This window comes from Anaerohalosphaeraceae bacterium, assembly GCA_035378985.1.
GTDB lineage: Bacteria > Planctomycetota > Phycisphaerae > Sedimentisphaerales > Anaerohalosphaeraceae > JAHDQI01.
This window is the reverse complement of record DAOSUR010000012.1, coordinates 66,471-86,547: the sequence shown is the minus strand read 5'-3', so window position 1 is coordinate 86,547 and position 20,077 is coordinate 66,471. Positions and strand designations below refer to the sequence as shown.

Here is a 20,077-nt window from a genome sequence, read left to right as displayed (position 1 = left end):
TTTGATTTCATCTGTTCTTTTAAGGAACATTTTTTTTAAGAGGAGGTTGTGGGTATGAGAACGAGCCGTGTTTTTGTTTTGTGCGGAATTGTTCCTTTTGTCCTGATTCTCCCTGTCTTTGGTGTGCCGACCTCCGTCTATCAGGCCCGGCAGTGTGCCTCAGGCTGGCTTTCGGCGGAGCCGCACCCGCTGGGGATGCCACTCAGCCGGCATATCCAGACTGTCCAAACGGTTGCCGATACCGATGGACAACCGCTGTATCATGTGATTCAGCTGGAGCCGAGCGGCTTTCTGATTGTTTCGGGGGATGATGGGCTGTCTCCTGTTGTCGCGTTTGCTCAGACCGGAACGTTCTCGTCCTCGAGTGGTTGTCCTCTTGCGGCGTTCCTGCAGTTTGATTTTGCGGAGCGTGTCAGAACGATTCGTCGTCCGGAGCATCAAACGCACCGCGGAATTGTCGAGGCACAGGCGCAGTGGACTCGTCTGCTCGAGGCGGGGGCTGCTGCCGAACAGGGAATCGGCGTGCTCAGCGGACAGCCGGGCATTTCGGAGCCGCGCGTGGACATTCTTGTGCAGTCTCGGTGGGGGCAAACCACCTGCTGCAGCAGCCCTGCGCTGGCCTGTTATAATTACTATACACCGCCTCTTCCGCCCGTTAAGCCGGACGGTGACCCGACGAATTATCCATGCGGCTGTGTGGCGACGGCGATGGCCCAGCTGATGCGGTATCATTCCTATCCGGCCAATCCGGTTGCCGGGACAACGTACAACATTACAGTGGACGGTTTGCCTGTGCTGAATGTACCGATTCGCGGCGGTGATGGGGCGGGCGGACCGTATCAATGGAACCTGATGGTCTATCAGCCCGATTGCTCAACCTCTCTGGCGGAGCGCCAGGCCATCGGGGCTCTGACATTTGATGCAGGCATCTCGGTGAATATGAGCTATACAGCGGGAGGTTCCTATGCTTTTTTAAGCACGGCTGATCAGTCTCTGGTCAATCAGTTCTGCTATCTGAATTCGATTTGGGGAAAAAATCCGACCCTGTCGGCACTGGTGGTTATGCTCAATCCCAATCTGGATTATGCACATCCGGTCATTGTAGGGCTTCAGGGAACCAAGCCGGAGCATGCGGTAGTCGTGGATGGATATGGATATCATTTGGGGACGATGTATCACCACATCAATATGGGGTGGGAGGGGCTGGAAGATGCCTGGTATAATTTCTATGCGGATATGCCCGCCGGATATACGTCGGTTTTCGAGACGGTCTTTAATGTCTTCATTGCTCAGAGCGGAGAGATTATCAGCGGCCGTGTAATGGATGCCTACGGCATCCCCCTGGCCGGACAAACCGTGACAGCCCGCAAAAGCACCGGCGAACTGTACCAGGCCGTCACCGACGGTCGGGGAATCTACGCCATCGCCAATCTTCCTTCCGCTTCCGCTTATACAGTCAGTGTCCCCAATCCCGATTACTCTTTCAGCGAACGGACCGTCACCACGGGGACCTCTGTGGACGGCGCCTCGATATGCGGCAACAGATGGGGCATTCATTTTGTGCCGTTCGGCGGAACCGGCAACCTTTATTTTGTGGATGCCGGGGCATCCGGCCGCAACAACGGGGCCAACTGGACGGATGCCTTCAATTACCTGCAGGACGCCCTGGCCGTTGCGGTCAGCGGCGACCGGATTCTGGTTGCCGAGGGCGTCTATAAGCCGGATCGGAACACAGCAAATCCTTCCGGTACCGGCAATCGCAATGCGACGTTTCAGCTGATTTCCGGTGTTGAAATCTACGGCGGCTTTCCCGCCGGCGGCACCAATCGCTGGTCCGATCGGGATGTCCGGGCGCATGAAACGATTTTAAGCGGAGATATCGGCACAGTCGGCGTAAATACCGATAACAGCCGGCGTGTTGTGACCGGAAGCGGAGTCGATTCAACTGTCGTCCTCGATGGGTTCACTATCACGCTCGGTTATGCTGAAAACAGCGGAGCCGGCATCCTCAACAACTCCGGCAGCCCGACAATCCGCAATTGTTTGTTCCGCAGCAATCACGCAGACTATTACGGCGGAGGCGCAAGCAATCATACCAGCACTGCACGATACGAAAACTGCATCTTCACAGAAAATTATGCTAACTACGGCGGGGCGATGTGGAATTACGGGTCCGGCAGCCAGATATGGGTTCAGGATTGTCTGTTTCTTGAGAATACGGCGGGGGTCGTTGGGGCGGCGCTGGACAATACCGACGGCAGCACCGCCATTGTGATTGGCTGCCGGTTTATCCGAAACGCTGCCGAAGAATCCGGTGGGGCCGTTTTCAACATTTCCAGTATAATCGATTTGATTAACTGTACTTTCCTGGGCAATCGGGTCACAACCTATTATGGCGGAGCGTTCCGCAATCAGGGCGGCAGCGGGCAGGTTACCAACTGCCTGTTTGTGGGGAATCGGGCCGCCAATGCAGGCAGCGGAAACGGCGGTGCGGTCTGGAACTATGACAGCAATATGGCCTACCGCAACTGCACATTTGCCGACAATGTCGCCGGGCATTTCGGCGGCGGAATGTACAATTATTCGACTGCAGCCGCCCAGAAAGATGTAACCATTGCCAATTGCATCTTCTGGGGCAATCAGGACAGCAGCGGTATCGTGAAAAATGCCCAGATTTACGATGACCCGACCACTGTGCCCACTGTCCTCTACAGCTGCATTCAGGATGCCGACCCGGATGACGGCAGCGTTCCCTACGGCGGGACCGCCAATGACAATATTGATGACAACCCGCTGTTTACCCGAAACCCCAATGACGGCGGCGACGGATGGGGCAATTCCAACGATGATTACGGCGACCTGTACCTGGCCAAAGGGTCACCCTGTATGGATACCGGCAGCAGTGTTCAAACGGCGGCGGATACGAGGGATTTGGACAAAGACGGCGATGTCAATGAGCCGGTTCCCTTCACTCTGGACGGCCGCAGCCGCTTTGCCGACGGCGACTGCAGCGGTTCCGTCCTGGCGGATCGAGGAGCGTATGAGCTTGCCTGGCTCTATCTGGGCGATCTCGACGGAGACTGCGACGTGGACCTGGATGATTTCGGGATCCTGGCTCAACACTGGCTGGCGGGAAAATAAGATTGGCTGCAGTCAGGCAGGACCGGCGGGAAAGTGAAAGCCGTCAGGATTCGGATTCGATTATCGCCGCCGCGATGGCGGCCTGGCCGAGGGCGATTCCGCCGTCATTGGCGGGAACTTTACGCTTCCAGAGTACACAAAACCCGTCACGTTTCAGGGATTGAATGAGCCGCTCGGCCAAAAAACGATTGCAGAACACCCCGCCGCTGAGTGCGATTGTTTGCAGTCCTGTCTGCTCGCGTGCCTTTCGGGCTGTCTGGAGCAGGGCGGCGGCGACGGTGTTGTGAAATCGAGCGGCCAAAATCGAAACAGGCTTTCCCCTCGCCGCATCCTCTGCCATTTCGAGAAATATCGGCTTCGGATTCCATATCAGCGGCGGCTCGGGCGTGCTGTCGAACTGAACGGTATAAACGCCTGTTTCCGTTGGGTCGGCGGCTGCCTCCAGGGCCATCGGCAGCTGGGCCTCAAAGGTATTTACTGTCCCCAAGCCGACCAAGGCCGCCGCTGCATCAAACAGTCGGCCCAGACTGGACGTCGGCACGGCTTGAACTCCTTTTTGAATCTGTGCGGCCAGCATGTCCAGTTTTTTCCGGTCCGGCTCCAGCCGCTCTAAGATGGGGTCAAATTGGGGCGGAATCTGCGGTCCCAGCAGCCCCAGCAGCGGCCGAACGGCCTGACGTGCCGCCGCATCCCCGCCCGCCAGCGGGAAATAAGCCGCGTGGGCGAACCGCTCGAACTGAATCTGCGAGGCAATCAGGCACTCGCACCCCCAGACCGCGCCGTCCGTGCCGTAGCCCGTGCCGTCGGCGGCCAGCCCGATGACCCGCTCGTCAATCTCCAGCTGATATTCCGCCAGCACAGAGGCGATGTGCGCCCAGTGATGCTGCACCGCAAAGAACCGCTCCGCCGCCAGCGAGCGGGCGAACTGAGATGACAGATACCCCGGATGCAGGTCGCAGACGACGACCTTCGGCTCCGCCTCAAAGAGCGACTGCAGCTGCTGAACCGCCCGGAGGTAGTGCCGATACGACTTGCCCTCCGCCAAATCGCCGATGTGTTCACTGAGCAGATACTGGTTGCCCTTGACAAAGCAGAAGGTATTCTTCAAGTCCGCACCGGCGGCGAAGATTTCCGCTTTCGCCGGACGAATCCGCCGCAGCGGCGTCGGCACATAGCCGCGGGCCCGCCGCAGAAAAGCCGGCCCGCCGTCCACCCAGTGCAGCACTGAATCATCAATGGGCCGAAAAATATCACGATTGTGCAGCAGAAAGGCATCCGCGACCTCTGCCAGCTCCGTCAGGGCCTGCTGATTTTCGTAAAGCAGCGGCTCTTCGCTGAAGTTGGCGCTGGTCATCACCAGCCGGCGAATCCCCTCCTCCGCAAATAAAAGATGATGCACCGGTGCATACGGCAGCATCAGCCCGAAGGTATTCGTCCCTGCCGCAATCGACGGTGCCAGCGGGTTTGGATTTTGTTTGGGCAGCAGCACAATCGGCGCCTGCGGGCTGCTCAGGAGCCGGGCGGCCTGGCCGCTGATTTGGGCGCAGAGCCGGGCCTCTTGGAGCGAACGCACCATTACCGCAAAGGGCTTGGCCTGACGGCGTTTTCGCTGCCGCAGCCGCCGGACGGCATCTTCATTGGACGCATCGACCGCCAGGTGAAACCCGCCGATGCCTTTGACGGCGACAATCCCGCCGCTGCGGAGAATGTCCGCCGCCTGCCGAATCGCCGCATCCGATTCGCGGCAGAGTATCTGCCCTCGGCTGTCGGTCAGCTCCAGCGACGGCCCGCAAGCCGCACAGGCGACCGGCTGGGCGTGAAACCGACGGTCCGTCATATCCTCGTACTGGCTCCGGCAGCGCGGGCACATCGCAAAGCGGTCCATCGTCGTCTGCGGACGGTCATACGGGACCTCTTTAATCAGTGTATAACGGGGTCCGCACTGGGTGCAGGTGATAAACGGATAGCGATAGCGGAAATCCGACGGGTTGAACAGTTCCTGAAGGCACTGGGAGCACACCGCCGTATCCGGTGTGATTTGACACTGCGGCGTCCCCTCCGTGCGGCTGGGCAGAATCAGAAAATCCGCCTCCGTCTCAACCGGGGCCAGGGGAGCAATCTGCGTGCTTTCGAGCTGCATCAGAGGCGGCCAATCGGGACACAAAGAAGGATTCTCCAGCCAGCCAAGCAGGGTTTCGAGCTTCTCCGGCGGCCCCTGAACCTCCAGCGTGATTCCCGCCCGGTCGTTCAGGACAAACCCCGTCAGCCCCAGCTGTTTGGCTTGGCGGTAAAAGAACGGCCGTGCCCCCACCCCCTGCACAACCCCTTCCAGTTTGATTTGCATCCGTTTCAGCACGAAAAACCTCCGGCTTCCTGAACATAGCGGCAATGCGTTTTTCGGAAAAGAGAAAAGCCGTATTCGGCCCTTAAAAAAGAATTCAAAAAAATCAATTCCTGCCCGATGAAATGTCCGATAAATTTCGTGTTTTAATGAAATATTAAGCGATTTTGTGCCAGAAATGAAAAAACTTTACAATATCTTAAAAACTTCTTGAAATACAAGGCCGCTCCGGATATAATCACGCTTATCATAGATGATGAATCCTGCAATGGGGGTAAGAAGATATGAAGCTCGGGATGATTCGGATTTGGTCAGCGGTTCAAAGGCAGCGGCCTCCGCCGGTAAAACAAAAGGGAACCTTTGATTCTTTTCGGTGTTGCTTTTGTGGTGCTCTTATCAATAAAGATTCTGATTGAATGCGGGTTTTGGAAATGGTAAAATCAAATCAGAAAAAATTGCTGGGGCGTTCTATGCGGGGGCCACCGACCCCGGAACAGAAGGTTAGAAGTCTCTGTTCTTATTGGCCCCCGCTTTTTTTCTTTCTCACCATTCAAGTTTTCTTCGGTTAGCCTTTTAGAATCTAACAAAACCTTTTATCATTCCGGCGAATTTCTCATTCCTGCGAAGTTCCTGTCACTCCCGCGAAGGCGGGAGTCCAGTCATTCCTCCGCTCTATTCTCCGAAGCTTCCGAGTGAAGGACGAAAGCAGGCAGCATAGAATAGCCCCGCCCGCAAGGGCGGGGAAAAAGAGAATGATAATCCCATCCCCATCTTCCCCGGGCTCGCGCCCGGGGCTATTTCCCCAATCCGTGTCCATCCGTGGTTAAAAAACTTGCTGAATCCGCCTGCGGGACTGAGCCGGGGCAGGGACAGCTGTCCTTTCTTGCTTTTTCCTGCGGCGGGATTATACTGCCTCAAAAAAAGACGGGGAGTGATGATGGCCTTTCTTGCGGGAATGGATGAAGCCGGCTACGGGCCGCTGCTGGGGCCGCTGGTGGCGGCGACGGCGGTCTTTGAAGTCCCCGATTCGCTGCTGCGGGCGGATTTGTGGAAGGTGCTCGAGCAAGCCGTCTGCCGGCAGAAGAAAGGCCGCCGGGGTCGGCTCCTCATCAACGACAGCAAAAAGGTCTATTCCCGCCATGCGGGGCTCAAGGACCTCCAGCGAAGCGTGCTGGCCTCCCTGCTGGCAGGCGGACTCGAAACCGTTCCCCAGACGACGGAAGAGGTTCTGAACGTTCTCTGTCCCGATTTTGCCCACCAGCGAGGTCATTATCCCTGGCACACGAGGCCGACGGAGAAGTTATCCGTTGATCCGGCGGATATTCGAATTGCCGGCGGGCTGTTCCGGCGGGTTCTCGAGGAGCAGGGGATGCGGTTCTGTTTTCTGCAGGCGCGGTGCCTGGAGGTGGCTGAATACAACCGCCAAATCGGTTTGGTCAAAAACAAGGCCCGCATTCTGTTTGGTCAGCTGTGCTGTCTGATTGACACAGTGTTTCAAAAAAGCCGTTCCTCCGGCAAGGTCGTTCAGTTTCTGATTGACCGGCAGGGCGGACGTCTGCGGTACCGCTCGGAGCTTCAGCGAATGTTTCCGCAGATGGAATTAACCATTCTGAAGGAGAGCGACGAGCTGAGCAGTTATCAGCTTCGGTCGGAGGAAGGGACGATGCGGCTGCATTTTACGGCCGGGGCGGATGAAAAATATCTGCCGGTCAGTCTGGCTTCGATGGCGGCCAAGCTGGTTCGGGAACTGTTGATGGGCAATCTAAATGCTTATTTTTCGGAGATTTGCGGACAAATTCGCCCGACAGCCGGATATTGGCAGGATGGTCAGCGATATATTTTGGAATTGACCAAGCATCTGGGGGAAAGTCTTGTGGACAAAAGTTTGTTGGTACGAGTTCGGTAGAAGAGAAGCGGAATGCATGCAAATTGCCTATTTTTATAACTATCTGTAAATATGGGCTTTACGTTGTCCCGAGAACGAGCATAAAATGGATAGAAATCGTTGTTTTCCTCTTTCCTTTATCAGTATATTTATGGAGTGTTTTTGTTTTTTGTGATTTTTTCACTTTTTTTCTTGCAAGGGCTTGACAAAGTTTTTATAGTAAGATAAGTAATATGTGTTCTTTTACAGTGTTTGTTCATTTGCGGTCAGAAATTACGAAAGCTCCTTCTGTCGCCCGTACGTTCAAGTAGCCCTGGGAAGTTCACCGACTTCCTCCTCCTTCTGCGAAGTACGGGCGGTTTTTTTGTTTCCGGAATCTGCAGCAGAAATTTTCTTTTTCCCTAACCGGTACTTCCACAGGCAGTTAAGACGTTTTTTTTCGATTGTTCGGTTTTTGTTCGGGTTTGGAGCCGCCTTTTGCCGATATAAAGCAGACCTGAACAGATTTGGTTAGGAGAAGCAGGACATGGAAGTCAACCGATTTGACGATTCGCAGATTCCTGTGTGCAAATTCGGACCGGGCGGCGATTTTGTTGTAGAGTGGCCCGCTCCTTCCGTCCCGACGGCACCCGAATCAGAAATCGTGACGAACCCGCTTGGGAAGGTTCTGGCTGTGCTGAACCGTCTGCTCGGCTCCCCGCTGGAGGGCAAATTGATGGAGGAGCTGGCCGAGGAGGTAAAGCTGTCCGTTTCGCCGCTGGCGGCGGACGTGCAGGAGTCCGGATGCAAAGTTGAGGAGACAATTTGCGATGAGCAGAATGGAGATGTCTGGGATTACTCCCCGGCAGATCGAAGTGCTTCGAGCGGCGGCGGAGTTTCAGGACAGGCATGGTTATTCGGCGACGATTGCGGAGTTGTCCGAAAAACTCCGCGCAAGCCGGCCAACCGTTCACGAGCATCTGGCAGCCCTCGCCGCCGCCAAACTCATCGTTCGAACCGCCGCCGGGAAGGCACGCTCTTTACGCTTGACCGAACGGGGCCGGCAGCTTCTTGCTCGAACTCGGCGGCCTGAAACGGCGGAAGCCGCGCCCGGGCAATGCCTCGATGAGCCGTCTTCGATTCCTCTGGCAGGGGCGGTCTGCGCCGGATACGGAATTGAACCGAACGAACAGAATGACCGGCTGAGCCTGAAGGAATTGTTCGGCAGAACGGAGGACTTGTTTGCCCTGCGGGTGAAGGGCTCGAGCATGGTTAATGCCGGCATTCAGGATGGAGATTATGTGATTTGCCGCCGGCAGCCTGTCGCGGAAAACGGTCAGGTGGTTGCGGCCCTGGTTGACGGCGAGCGGGCGGTCCTGAAGCGTTTTTTCCTCGAGCCCTCCGCCGTGCGGCTGAACGCGGAAAACGATGCCTTTGAACCGATTTATTCGAGAGACTGCCGCGTCGAAGGAGTGGTCGTTGGAGTGATTCGGCGGCTGTAAAGATGAGCGCTTTCAATGGAACATCGCCGGATTCCTGCGTATATTCTTTTCGGATAGATTGTGGTGTTGGTGACTGCCTGAATGAGAGGCGGCTCTTGTTCCGGCACTCATCAATCGATGGATTTAGGCAGAGACAAGACGGTTCGGCAGCTGCTTGAGCGGCTGCGGGGCAGAAACTCATCGGCCCCCCCGATTGCGGTCGAGGGGACGTGGGGTTCTTTTGCGCGCCTTCTGGCCGCCTATGTCTATCAGAGACTGCAGCGGCCCGTCCTGTTTGTCAGCGCCCATATCGACGATGCGGATGATGCGGGGGATGACCTGGAGGTGTTCAGCGGCCGGGCGGCGGAGACCCTGCCGGTCTGGGAAAGTCCGCAGGCGGCTTTGGATGCAGCGGATGAAATCGGCTCGCAGCGGGTCCGTATTGCTCTGAATCTGGCCCGTCGGCAGCGCAGCGGTTCGATTCGGCCGTTTCTGATGAGCGCCTCCATTCAGGCGCTGATGCAGCCGGTTCCCTCGGCAGACAGTCTGCTGGGGGGCGGTCTGACGCTTCAGGTGGGGAATGCGTATGATATGGAGAACCTGGTTGCAAAGCTGCTCGAGTGGGGATTTGAGCCGGTCGAGCAGGTGGATATTCCCGGCCAGTTTGCCCGACGCGGCGGGATTCTGGATATTTACGCCGCCGCGGCCGTCAGCGAGCAGTCGCAGGAGGCCTCGGCCGCCGAGCCGATTCGAATCGAGTTCTTCGGCGATAAAATCGAGAGCATCCGCACGATTGATTTGGATACGCAGCGTTCCGGACGCTCCCTGAAATGGGTTCAGATTGTCAATCCGCCCGCTCAGCAGGTTTTTGAACAATCCGAGCTCTTCTTCAATCTCCTTCCGGAGGAGACGATTGTTTTCCTCGAAGAACCGCTGGAACTGGCGGAGGTGGCGGAGGTCTTTCTATCTCGCCTGGATGACCCGCGGGGATTCTATCCCTGGGAATCGATTTATCGAGCAGTCCAAAGATTTTCGGCGGTGGAAATCAGCCGCTTCGGGGGCGGGGCGGAGGCCCTGCGGCTGAATGTCGGCAGCATTCAGGAGCTGGAGCATCGGCAGGCGGGCACCTGGAAAGACCACAAACAGACCTTAGCGGCGCTGCTGGAGAAAGCGCGGGACTATGACGTGTTTCTGTATTGTGAGAATCACGCGGAGATTCAGCGGACCAAAGAGATTCTTCAGGAAGAAGGCCGGACCATTCCTTCGTCTTTTCATCTGGAGCTGGGGACGGTTCATCAGGGCTTCTGCATCCGGTCCCTGAATGTGATTGTCGTATCGCATCATGAGCTGTTCGGCCGCTCTCTGATGCGCCGGCGTGTCCGGGCGATACGAACGGCTTCGCCTGTGGACAGTCTGCTGGATTTGACCAAAGGCGATATTGTCGTGCATGTGTCCTACGGCATCGGCAAGTATGTGGGGATGGAGTCGATTCCGATGCACGGGCAGATGCAGGAGTATCTGACGCTCGAGTACGCCGACAAGGTCAAGATTCACGTGCCGGTTTCGCAGATTCATCTGGTGCACAAGTTTGTCGGGACGATGCCCACGCGTCCGCCCCTGTCCAAAATCGGCACCAAGAAATGGGAGCAGCAGAAACAGCGCGTGGCCCAGCATGTCCAGGAGCTGGCGGAGGAGCTGCTCCAGATTCAGGCGCAGCGGCAGCAGATGGGCGGATTTGCCTTCGGCCCCGATACGCACTGGCAGAAGGAGTTTGAGGAGGCGTTTGCTTATGAGGAAACGCCGGACCAGCTGAAGGCAGCGGAGGAAATCAAGCGGGATATGGAAGCGCCGGTTCCGATGGACCGCCTGCTGTGCGGGGATGTCGGCTACGGCAAGACGGAACTGGCGATGCGGGCGGCGTTTAAGGCGGTTTGTGCGGGCAAGCAGGTGGCGGTGCTGGTGCCGACGACGGTGCTGTCGGTGCAGCACGGCCGGACGTTTGCCGAGCGGTTTGCGGATTTTCCTGTGAGCATTGCGGTGCTGAATCGGTTTACCCCGCCGGCCCAGGTTCGGCAGATTCTGTCGGATGCACGGCAGGGGCGGCTGGATATTCTGATTGGGACGCATCGGCTTCTGTCTGATGATGTAGGGTTTCACGACCTCGGGCTGCTGATTATTGATGAAGAGCAGCGGTTCGGCGTCGAGCACAAAGAGCGGCTTAAACGGTTTCGGGTGAATGTGGACATTCTGACGCTGACGGCCACGCCGATTCCGCGCACGCTGCATATGTCCCTGCTGGGTCTGCGGGATATCAGCTCGCTGGCGACGCCCCCGCTGGATCGGCGCAGTGTCGTCACACATGTGTGCCGCTTTGACCCGGAAACCATCCGCAAGGCGATTCTGTTTGAAATTGCACGGGACGGGCAGGTTTTTTACCTGTACAACCGGGTGCAGACGATTGAACAGGAGGCGGCGCGGGTGCGGGCGATTCTGAACGACCCGAAAATAACAGTCGATATTGTGCACGGGCAGATGTCCAAGCATCATCTGGAAGATGCGATGATTCGGTTTGTAACCGGCCGGACGCAGGTGCTGGTGTGCTCAACGATTATCGAAGCCGGGCTGGACATTCCAAATGCCAACACGCTGATTGTCCGGGATGCGGACCGTTTCGGTCTGGCGCAGCTGCATCAATTGCGGGGACGGGTCGGACGCTACAAGCACCGGGCGTATGCCTATCTGCTTTTGCCGGAAAACCGTCCAATCAGCCCGCTGGCGGCTCGGCGGCTGAAAGCCATTGAGGATTTTTCGCAGCTGGGGGCCGGCTTTCGGATTGCCCTGCGGGATTTGGAGATACGAGGGGCGGGCAATCTGCTTGGGCCGGAGCAGTCCGGTCATATTCATACGGTCGGCTATGAGATGTATTGTCGGCTGCTGGCGGATGCGGTCCGGCGGCTCAAGAATGAACCGATCGTTCAGCCGCCCCAAACGGTGATGGATTTGGGATTTGCACCGGTGATTCCCAAGTCATATATCGCTTCTGACCGGCAGCGGATGGAGGTCTATCGCCGGCTCGGCCAGGCCTGTACGCCGGAGGATATCGAGCGGCTTCGGGAGGAACTGCGGGATATCTTCGGGCCGATTCCAACCAAGGTTCAGCAGGTGCTCGAGTCAGCGGAGATTCGAATCCTGGCGCAGCGGCACGGACTCAAAAGCATTCTGCTGCAGGAGTCCGACCTGATCTTTCGGTTTTCCGATGACGCCAAGCCGGCGGATTTGTTCGCTCGGGCTCCCGGACGGGTGACCATTACCGACCCGAAGACAGTCTATCTGCGTCTGGACAAAACGTATCTGGAGCCCTCGACGCTGCTGGCGATTCTTCGAAAAATGCTTCGTTAGGACGTTCGCTGATTAAAGCCATCGCTGGGCCAGTTCCGCCAAATCGCTGAGCGTAATGCCGCCGTCTCCGCTCAAATCGCGGCTCAGGCAGTCGGGCTGGGCGTTGCAGAACGGCGGGGTTGACAGCCACCAGGCGGCCAGAGCATTCAGGTCCGGCAATCCCATCGTTTGTTTGGCCAGATTCGCCACGGCGGCGGCCGACAAGGCGTAGGGGTAGATTCGCAGGTCATCGATGCGGCCCTGGAAGAGCGGGTCGGCGCTGAACTGGCTTTTGCCGACGTACAGAAGGGCGGCTTTCAGGTCGGAGGGATTCAGCGTAAAGCCGACATTTGTCGCCGCCGGCGAACCGTTGACATAAAGTGTTCCGGTGTTTCCTTTCAGCGTGACGGCCAGATGCACCCATTGATTGGCCGCTAACTGGGCGGCGTCAATCCGCTGCTCGAGTGAGTTGCCCCCCGTCGTAGCGGCAAAGCGGAGTGTGTTGCCGCCGGAGCGCGGCGTCAGGAACATATACGTACCGGTTCCGGTGCCGAAGTCGAAGATGCGCTGCCATTGATTCCCGCCGGTCCAATAAACCCAGGCGGCAATCGTGATGTCTTCCGTATTGGCCAGAGCGGCCGGCAGCGTCAGAAAGTCATCGACGCCGTCCAGCACGAGGCATTGTCCGAGGCGGCCGTTTGTATAGGCTGGACTGCCGGAGGCGGCGGCGTGGAAGGTCCCGAAGCTGTCCTGCGTATTGTTTTCGAAGCGGTAATGGGCGGACAGATGATTGCTGTACACCCGGATGCGAATGGTGGTCTGGTCACTGGCGCCGGAGGGGTCGGTGATGCGAACCACGAACGCATTATCACCTGCATCGGAGGCCGACGGTGTGCCGGACAGGGCACCGTTGGAGGCAACCGTCAGCCAGGCGGGACCGCCGATTTTGCTGAACGTCAGAGAGTCATTGTCCTCATCAGACGCAAAGGCCGCCAGAGTCTGTCCGGTATAGGCGATGCCTTCGGCGGCATCCGGCAGGATGATTGGGTCGCCGGCGAACATCGGCGGATTGTTTGTGCTGCCGCCCCAGAGAGTCCAGACTTCCGCACCGGAAAGCGCATAACTGTAGAGGCGGAAATCGTCAATGCGGCCGCTGAACAGCGGGTCGGCGCTGAACTGGCTTTTGCCGATGTAGTTCAGGTTGGGGGAAAAGTCGATCGGGTCCAGCGTAATCGATGCGGAGGAGGCGACGGCTCTGCCGTTTACATAGAGGGTGGCGGTATTTTCCCGAAGCACGACGGCCAGGTGCGTCCACTGAGCGGTCGGCAGCTGGGACGTCTCGACAATCTGCTCGCTGCCGCCGTTTTTGACGGCAAAGCGGAGGGTGTTGCTGCCGGAGCGCGGCGTCAGGAAGAGATATTGGGCCGTGCTGGTGCCGAAGTCGAAAATCCGCTGCCATTGATTGCCGCCGTTCCAATAGACCCACGCGGCGACGGTCATATCGCGGGCGTCCGCCACGCCGGCCGGCAGGGTCACAAAATCATCCACACTGTCCAGCACAATGGCTTGTCCGATGCGTCCGGCTGTGTAAACAGGACTGCCGCTGGGGGTGCCGTGATTGGTGCCGATGCTGTCGCTGCAGTTGTTTTCAAACGCCCAGTGCCCTGTAAATTGCTGAATCAGCAGGCGGGCCGGACGGGAGGTGAGGGTGCCGGATGCGACACAATAGTAATCCCCCTGATCGGATGCCTGCACATCGGTGATTTGGAGCGTATCGGTATTGGCTCCGGAAATCCGCCCGCCGTTGGTCAGCGGGGTCGGGGTTCCCTGCTTGTACCAGGCATAGCTGACGGCACGCGGGGCCTGAACGCGGAAGACGGCCGTTTCCCCCAGCGCAGCAACCTGTCCGGCGGGTTCCTGAACAAAGGAAAGGAATCCCATATCCGCGATCAAAGCGGCGTCCATTCGAATGTGGCGGATTCGATTGGCAAAACCGTCCTCGCTGTCGTAATTCAGACCGTACGGCCAATAATGCTGGCTGTCGCCGTTGAGCACAGCGCTGCTGCCGTCAAAGAGGCGGATTTGCCGAGAAGCGTGAGCACCGTTCCAGACCCCGCCGGATAAATTCGCACTCCAGGCGGAAATGGTGCCGACGCCCAGGGTATGGGAGATTTCATGGAGGGCGACGCGGGTATTGCGGGAGCCGCCGAAGGTAATCACGCCGTCGAAGTTGGCTTGGGCGGTAGGAACCCCGGCATTGTAGTAGATATTCAGGTGTTTGCTGAAGGAACCGTGTTTGTTGTAAAGGGCGACGGCCTCTGTCACGGCGGCTTCAATCTGGCTGCGGATGCCGGCATCGACACCGCTTAAGTTAAAGGTATAGGTGATGTCTGCCTTTATCGAACTGACAAGACACGTGCACAGAAACAGCACTCTCAGAGAAAACTTGCCGAAAGTCATTAGCGACCTCTTTGTGTGTAAAGAATGCTTTTTATCGGATTCCATACCCCCATTTATCATGTTTTCATAAAACAGTTTATATCAAAATGGAGCGGGAATGTCAATCGTATTCCAGCGGCCCCGGAACCTCGTTTTCGCGGAACGGGCAGGTGCTTTCTTGACAGGGGGGTCCGTTTGGACTACGCTTCAGCAAATTTTTTATCGGAGCGCTGGTGTGGCACAAGACGAACAGGTATTGGTAATTGAGCGAGGACAACTGGAGAAAGCGGGTCTTTTTCAGGGGGTTATGCCGGATGTGAAGCGGTATCTGCCGACTTTGTTTGCCCCGGGGGTCGGACGGTATCTGGTTCGCCGCGACGCGGAAAAAGACCCTTCTTATAAACAGCTTATTCCCTATGTGGTGATGCGTTCCGGCGGGCGCTATTTGACCTATGTTCGCGGCAAGCGGGCGGGGGAAACGCGTCTGGTCGAGAAACGCTCCATCGGCATCGGCGGACATATCAATCCGACGGATGATATGGAGTTGTTTTCGCCGTACGAGACCTATCTGAATGCGGTGCATCGGGAGGTGGCCGAGGAGGTGCATGTGGAATCACCGTATAAAGAGACGATCATCGGTCTTTTGAATGACGATTCCAACGAAGTCGGCCGTGTGCATCTTGGGATTGTGCACTTGTGGGAGCTGGAGGCACCGGCGGTCCGCCGTCGGGAGCAGATGATTACGCAGATGGAGTTTCTGCCGCCGGAGACGCTTCGGGCGCTGCGGGACAGCATGGAAACCTGGTCGCAGCTGTGTCTGGACTATCTGCTGGAGGGGCTTTTGGGACAATGAGACAGGCAGGAGTCGGAAAGGTTATGAAAAAAGCACAGGTGCTGTTGGTGATAGCGGGATTGGCCGTTTTCTTTCAGCCGACAGCTTATTCGGCTCAGGAGAAGGATTATGTGCCGCCGGCTCTGACGCCGCTGCCGTATCTGATTCGCGACCCGGCTGTGCGGAAGGAGCTGAAACTGACAGCCGAGCAGACCGCCCGTCTGGATGCACTGTGTAATCGGATGGATGCGCATCTGTTTGTTCTTCGAGACCAGCCGCCCAATCCGACAGAGCCGGAGATGATTGAACATGTCCGCGCCGTGGTGGAACTGATGAAGGAAACGGATGACATTCTCCAGCCCCCTCAGCGGCTTCGGCTGCAGGAGCTGGGGTTTCAGTTTGAGGGGGTGTATGCGATGTTTCGTCCGGCGCCGGCGGCCTATCTGCGTCTGACGGAGGAACAGAAAAATCGGATGCAGACCCTGCATCGCCAGTTTCTCCGCAATCAGGAGCAGCTGCGGACTCGTCTGGAGGAAAGCGGGCGGCAGAACGAACTGCAGGAGCAGATGGAGCAGCTGCGGGTCCGGTTTATGAATCAGTTTCTGCGGGTGCTTTCTGAAGGGCAGGTTGTGATTTGGAATGAAATGCTCGGAGCCCCGTTTGATTTTTCCCAGACGCAGCCGCTGTCGTTTCAGGCCCCGGAGTTAGAGGGCCTGACCGGCTGGTTCAACGGGAAACCTCTGACATTCAAGCAGCTGAGCGGACGCGTGGTGATTGTGATTTTCTGTTCGCCCGAGCAGTCTTCCGCAGAGGATTTGGCAGCGTACAAGCTCTGGGCCAGACAATACGATCCTCAGGACGTGGCTCTGATTGGGATTTTGGTGCCGCCGCTGCAGGCTCAAAAGGACGGAATAGAACCGGCTTCCTGGGTCCAGAAAGAAGGATTGACTTTTCCGGTGGCGCTGGATGCCAAACGGCTGACGGTCCGGGCGTGGGCCAATCCGGTGCTGCCGAGTCTTTATTTGGTTGATAAAAAAGGGCGGGTGCGGTGGTGGTGGTATGGTCCGTTGCAGCAGAACAATGCCTCGGGGGGAAAGTGGGTGGCGGAGCGGATTGAGATTCTTCGTTCGGAACAAGCGTCTCAATAAACCGAGCCTTTTACAAGTCTTTGATTTCATGCAGAACCTCGAGCGGAGGCGGAGAAGGAATCCGGTCGAGGATTTGGATCGTTCGCCACCGTCCGGTTCGGTATCGCAGATAAATCAGCCCGCTGAAGGCCAGAAGCGTCAGGCACAAAAATCCCCAGGTCCATCGGGGAGAAAGCTGGGCGATTTTCAGAAGAAAGAGCTGCCCGATAACCAGCGTCCAGTGCATGCTGACGGAGATAGCCATAGCCCAGAATGTATCACCGGCGCCGCGCAGGGCTCCGCTGAAGACCAGCATCGTGGCGTCCGCCATCACATACAGGGCGGCCATTCGCAGCATAAAGACAGCTTCGGGACGAGCAGCGGCAAAGACGACATCCTCCTGAGGAGGACGAAAGACCTCGACGAGAGGGTGCGGGAGAAGGGCAAATGTGAGCATGGTGCAGAAGGAATAGGCCCAGGCCAGTTTCAGTCCGGAAAAAGTGGCCCGATCGGCGGTATCCGGTTCGGAGCCGCCCATATAGCGTCCGACCAGACTGGTCACCCCGACGTGAATCCCTACCAGCGGGATAAAAGAGACCAAATCCCAGTTGAAAACGATGGTTACGGCGGTTGCGGTCTGGAGGCCGCAGGCGTGGAAGTTGAGGATGAGCAGAGTAAAGGCCAGCATGTTGAGGAAGAATTCGATGCCCGCAGGGGTGCCGAATCGCCAGAGTTTTTTCATCAGCATACCGTCATAACGGAAGGAGCGGGCGACGGCGAATTTGTACTGTTCGGGACTCAGGAGGTAAACGGCGGCCAGCACAAGCAGACCCAGAAAGCCGCCGAGAATCGTACCGTAGGCCGCCCCGCGGATTCCGAGGGCCGGAAAGCCGAGATGGCCGAAAATCAGGATATAGTTGATGAAGATATTCGATACGGTCGAAACAATGGCAGAGACCATCACGGTTCGGGTTTTCCCGATGCCGGAGAAAAAACTGCTCAGGCAGTTCCGGAACAGACTAATCAGGACACCGTACAGGAGAATATCGAAATAAGCGGTTTGGGGGCCGAGCTGTTCCGGAGGGATTTTGGTGAGAACAAAAAGCTGCCAGGCAAGCGGGCGTGCCGCCAGAATGAGCGGCCAGGCCAGAATGGAAATGATAAGCCCCTGTGTAATCACAACGGGGCAGTCGGTTTTTCTGCCTGCACCGTAGCATTGTGCCGTCAGAGCGGTGCAATAGCCGGTCACTCCGAGAAAGAACGTGCTCAGCATAAAGCAGGTCAGCCCGCCGCCCATGGCGGCGCTCATCTGGTGGGGCCCCAGTCGCGACAGAAACAGCCGGTCTGTGAAAATCATAATCGTATCGCAGGCGCTGGAAATGACCATCGGAAAGGCGATGGTGAGCATTTCTTTTATCCCGCCGGGACCTAGATAATGTTCTTTCCAGATTGATTTCATTGAACAAAAAGTCGCAAAACCAGAGGCGAAAAAAAGGTTTTTTCCGTCCACAGCGGGGTTATGGTATCGCTGGGGTCCGGTTTTGTCCAGAAAACTTGGGGATAATTGCCTCTTGCTGCAAAAGATGATATAATAGTCTTTTTTCAAAAGAGACAGGTTTGGGATTGTTATGGGAACGGAACATATTCGGAATTTTTCGATTATTGCGCATATCGACCACGGCAAAAGCACGCTGGCGGACCGGCTGCTCGAGCTGACCGGGGCTATCAGCGACCGGGAGAAGAAAGAGCAGTTTTTGGATGATATGGATCTGGAGCGGGAGCGGGGCATCACGATTAAGGCCTCAGCGGTGACGATGACGTATCCGTATCAGGGCCGCACCTATATGCTGAATCTGATTGATACGCCCGGGCATGTGGATTTTCATTATGAAGTGTCCCGCGCGCTGACCGCCTGTGAAGGCGCCCTTCTGGTGGTGGATGCCTCGCAGGGTGTAGAGGCCCAGACGGTGGCCAATGCCTATCTGGCCGTCGAAAGCGGCTGCGAAATCCTCGGCGTGATTAATAAGATTGATTTGACCGGGGCGCGTCCGGACGAAACGGCTCAGGAAGTCGAGCATGCCTTCGGGATTCCGGCCAAGGACTGCCTGAAGGTCAGCGCCAAGACAGGGCTGGGCGTTCCGGAACTGCTGGAGGCGATTATTATGCGACTGCCGCCGCCGGAGGACAAAAGCGGAGAACCGACGGCTGCGCTGATTTTCGACAGCCATGCGGATGAATATCGCGGCGTGATTTGCTACGTGCGGGTCTTTCAGGGACGATTGTACAAACGCCAGAAAATCCGTCTGATGGGTTCCGGCCGCACGTATCAGATTATCGAACTGGGCAAGTTTATGCCCCGAATGACTCCGGTGGACGCCTTGGGTACCGGCGAAGTGGGATATGTAATTGCCAATATCAAGAATCTGCACGATGTGACAATCGGCGATACAATTACCGATTTTCATCATCCGGCGGAAAAACCGCTGCCGGGGTATAAAAAGCCGGTCCAGATGGTCTTTTCCGATTTTTATCCGTCCGGCGAGACGGATTATCCGAAACTGCGGGAGGCGTTTGAAAAACTGGCGCTGAACGATGCGAGTTTCTCGTTTGCCCCGCAGAATTCACCGGCGCTGGGGTTCGGCTTTCGCTGCGGATTTCTCGGACTGCTGCATATGGAGATTGTGCAGGAGCGGCTGGAGCGGGAAAGCGATGTGGACGTGGTGCAGACGGCCCCGACGGTCAGTTATGAGGTCCTGCTGACCTCCGGAGAGGTCAAACGCATCGACAGTCCGGCGGAACTGCCCGACCGTTCGCGGATTCAGGAGCTGCGCGAACCGATGGTTCGGCTGGAAATCATTACCAGCCATGAATCGCTGGGCGGAGTGCTCCGCCTGGCGGAGGAGCGGCGGTGCAAACTGGTCAAGACCGAATACATCAGTCCCACGCGCGTGATGCTCGAATACAAAGCGCCGCTGGCGGAGATTGTGTATGATTTTTATGACCAGCTCAAGGGCATCAGCCACGGCTACGCGACAATGGATTATGAGTTTTTGGGCTTTGAGGCGTCGGACCTGGTTAAGATAGATATCCTGGTAAATAAGACTCCCATCGAGGCCCTCAGTTTAATTGTGCATCGGAGCAACGCCGAGAAGCGCGGGCGCAAACTGCTTTTGAAACTGAAGGAGGCCATCCCGCGGCATCAGTTTGAAATCCCGCTGCAGGCGGCAATCGGCGGCAAAATTATCGCCCGCGAGACGATTAAGGCCTACCGCAAGGACGTGACGGCCAAGCTGTACGGCGGCGATGTCACGCGAAAAATGAAGGTGCTCAAGCGGCAGAAAGAGGGCAAAAAGCGGATGAAGGCCATCGGCCAGGTGACGATTCCGCAGGATGCCTTTATGTCCATTTTGGATACAAGCGATTGAGTTATTCCAAAAACACCTAATTAGAGACTGTATTTATCTTTATATTTCG

At 57.0% G+C, this 20,077-nt stretch carries 10 protein-coding genes; 7 read left to right on the top strand and 3 right to left on the bottom strand.

Going from position 1 to position 20,077, the window contains the following annotated elements:
- Nucleotides 1-54: 54 nt before the first annotated feature.
- On the top strand, nt 55-3,141 hold the full coding sequence (locus tag PKY88_09675) for a C10 family peptidase (GenBank protein ID HOQ05467.1): 3,087 nt from the start codon (nt 55-57) through the stop codon (nt 3,139-3,141).
- Nucleotides 3,142-3,184: 43 nt separating this feature from the next.
- Here PKY88_09675 and hypF read toward each other — a convergent pair whose 3' ends face one another.
- Nucleotides 3,185-5,497: a carbamoyltransferase HypF gene (gene hypF, locus PKY88_09670; protein HOQ05466.1), complete on the bottom strand. Its 2,313-nt coding sequence runs from the start codon at nt 5,495-5,497 to the stop codon at nt 3,185-3,187.
- 919 nt (nt 5,498-6,416) lie between these two features.
- On the opposite strand from hypF, the gene PKY88_09665 reads away from it, so the two are divergent.
- The 3 genes from PKY88_09665 to mfd all read left to right on the top strand — a co-directional run bounded on the left by PKY88_09665 (nt 6,417) and on the right by mfd (nt 12,226).
- The gene (locus tag PKY88_09665; GenBank protein HOQ05465.1) at nt 6,417-7,388 is read left to right on the top strand and encodes a hypothetical protein; all 972 of its coding nucleotides are present in this window, start codon (nt 6,417-6,419) and stop codon (nt 7,386-7,388) included.
- Between the two features lie 803 nt (nt 7,389-8,191).
- On the top strand, nt 8,192-8,848 hold the full coding sequence (gene lexA / locus PKY88_09660) for a transcriptional repressor LexA (GenBank protein HOQ05464.1): 657 nt from the start codon (nt 8,192-8,194) through the stop codon (nt 8,846-8,848).
- Nucleotides 8,849-8,965: 117 nt separating this feature from the next.
- Nucleotides 8,966-12,226, top strand: a complete 3,261-nt coding sequence (gene mfd / locus PKY88_09655) for a transcription-repair coupling factor (protein HOQ05463.1) — start codon at nt 8,966-8,968, stop codon at nt 12,224-12,226.
- A gap of 12 nt (nt 12,227-12,238) precedes the next feature.
- On the opposite strand, the gene PKY88_09650 is transcribed toward mfd, so the two are convergent.
- Entirely contained in the window at nt 12,239-14,665 is a 2,427-nt protein-coding gene (locus PKY88_09650) for an immunoglobulin domain-containing protein (GenBank protein HOQ05462.1), read from the bottom strand.
- Between the two features lie 214 nt (nt 14,666-14,879).
- On the opposite strand from PKY88_09650, the gene PKY88_09645 reads away from it, so the two are divergent.
- A complete protein-coding gene (locus PKY88_09645) occupies nt 14,880-15,497 on the top strand; it encodes a hypothetical protein (protein ID HOQ05461.1) in 618 nt (205 codons plus the stop codon).
- Nucleotides 15,498-15,520: 23 nt separating this feature from the next.
- A complete protein-coding gene (locus PKY88_09640) occupies nt 15,521-16,624 on the top strand; it encodes a redoxin domain-containing protein (protein ID HOQ05460.1) in 1,104 nt (367 codons plus the stop codon).
- A gap of 10 nt (nt 16,625-16,634) precedes the next feature.
- Here the strand turns inward: PKY88_09640 and PKY88_09635 are convergent, their stop codons facing one another.
- Nucleotides 16,635-18,062 (bottom strand): MATE family efflux transporter, encoded by a 1,428-nt coding sequence (locus PKY88_09635; protein ID HOQ05459.1) that lies wholly within the window; start codon nt 18,060-18,062, stop codon nt 16,635-16,637.
- A gap of 169 nt (nt 18,063-18,231) precedes the next feature.
- Here PKY88_09635 and lepA point away from each other — a divergent pair, with 169 nt between their 5' ends.
- Nucleotides 18,232-20,028, top strand: a complete 1,797-nt coding sequence (lepA, locus tag PKY88_09630; protein ID HOQ05458.1) for a translation elongation factor 4 — start codon at nt 18,232-18,234, stop codon at nt 20,026-20,028.
- Nucleotides 20,029-20,077: the final 49 nt, after the last annotated feature.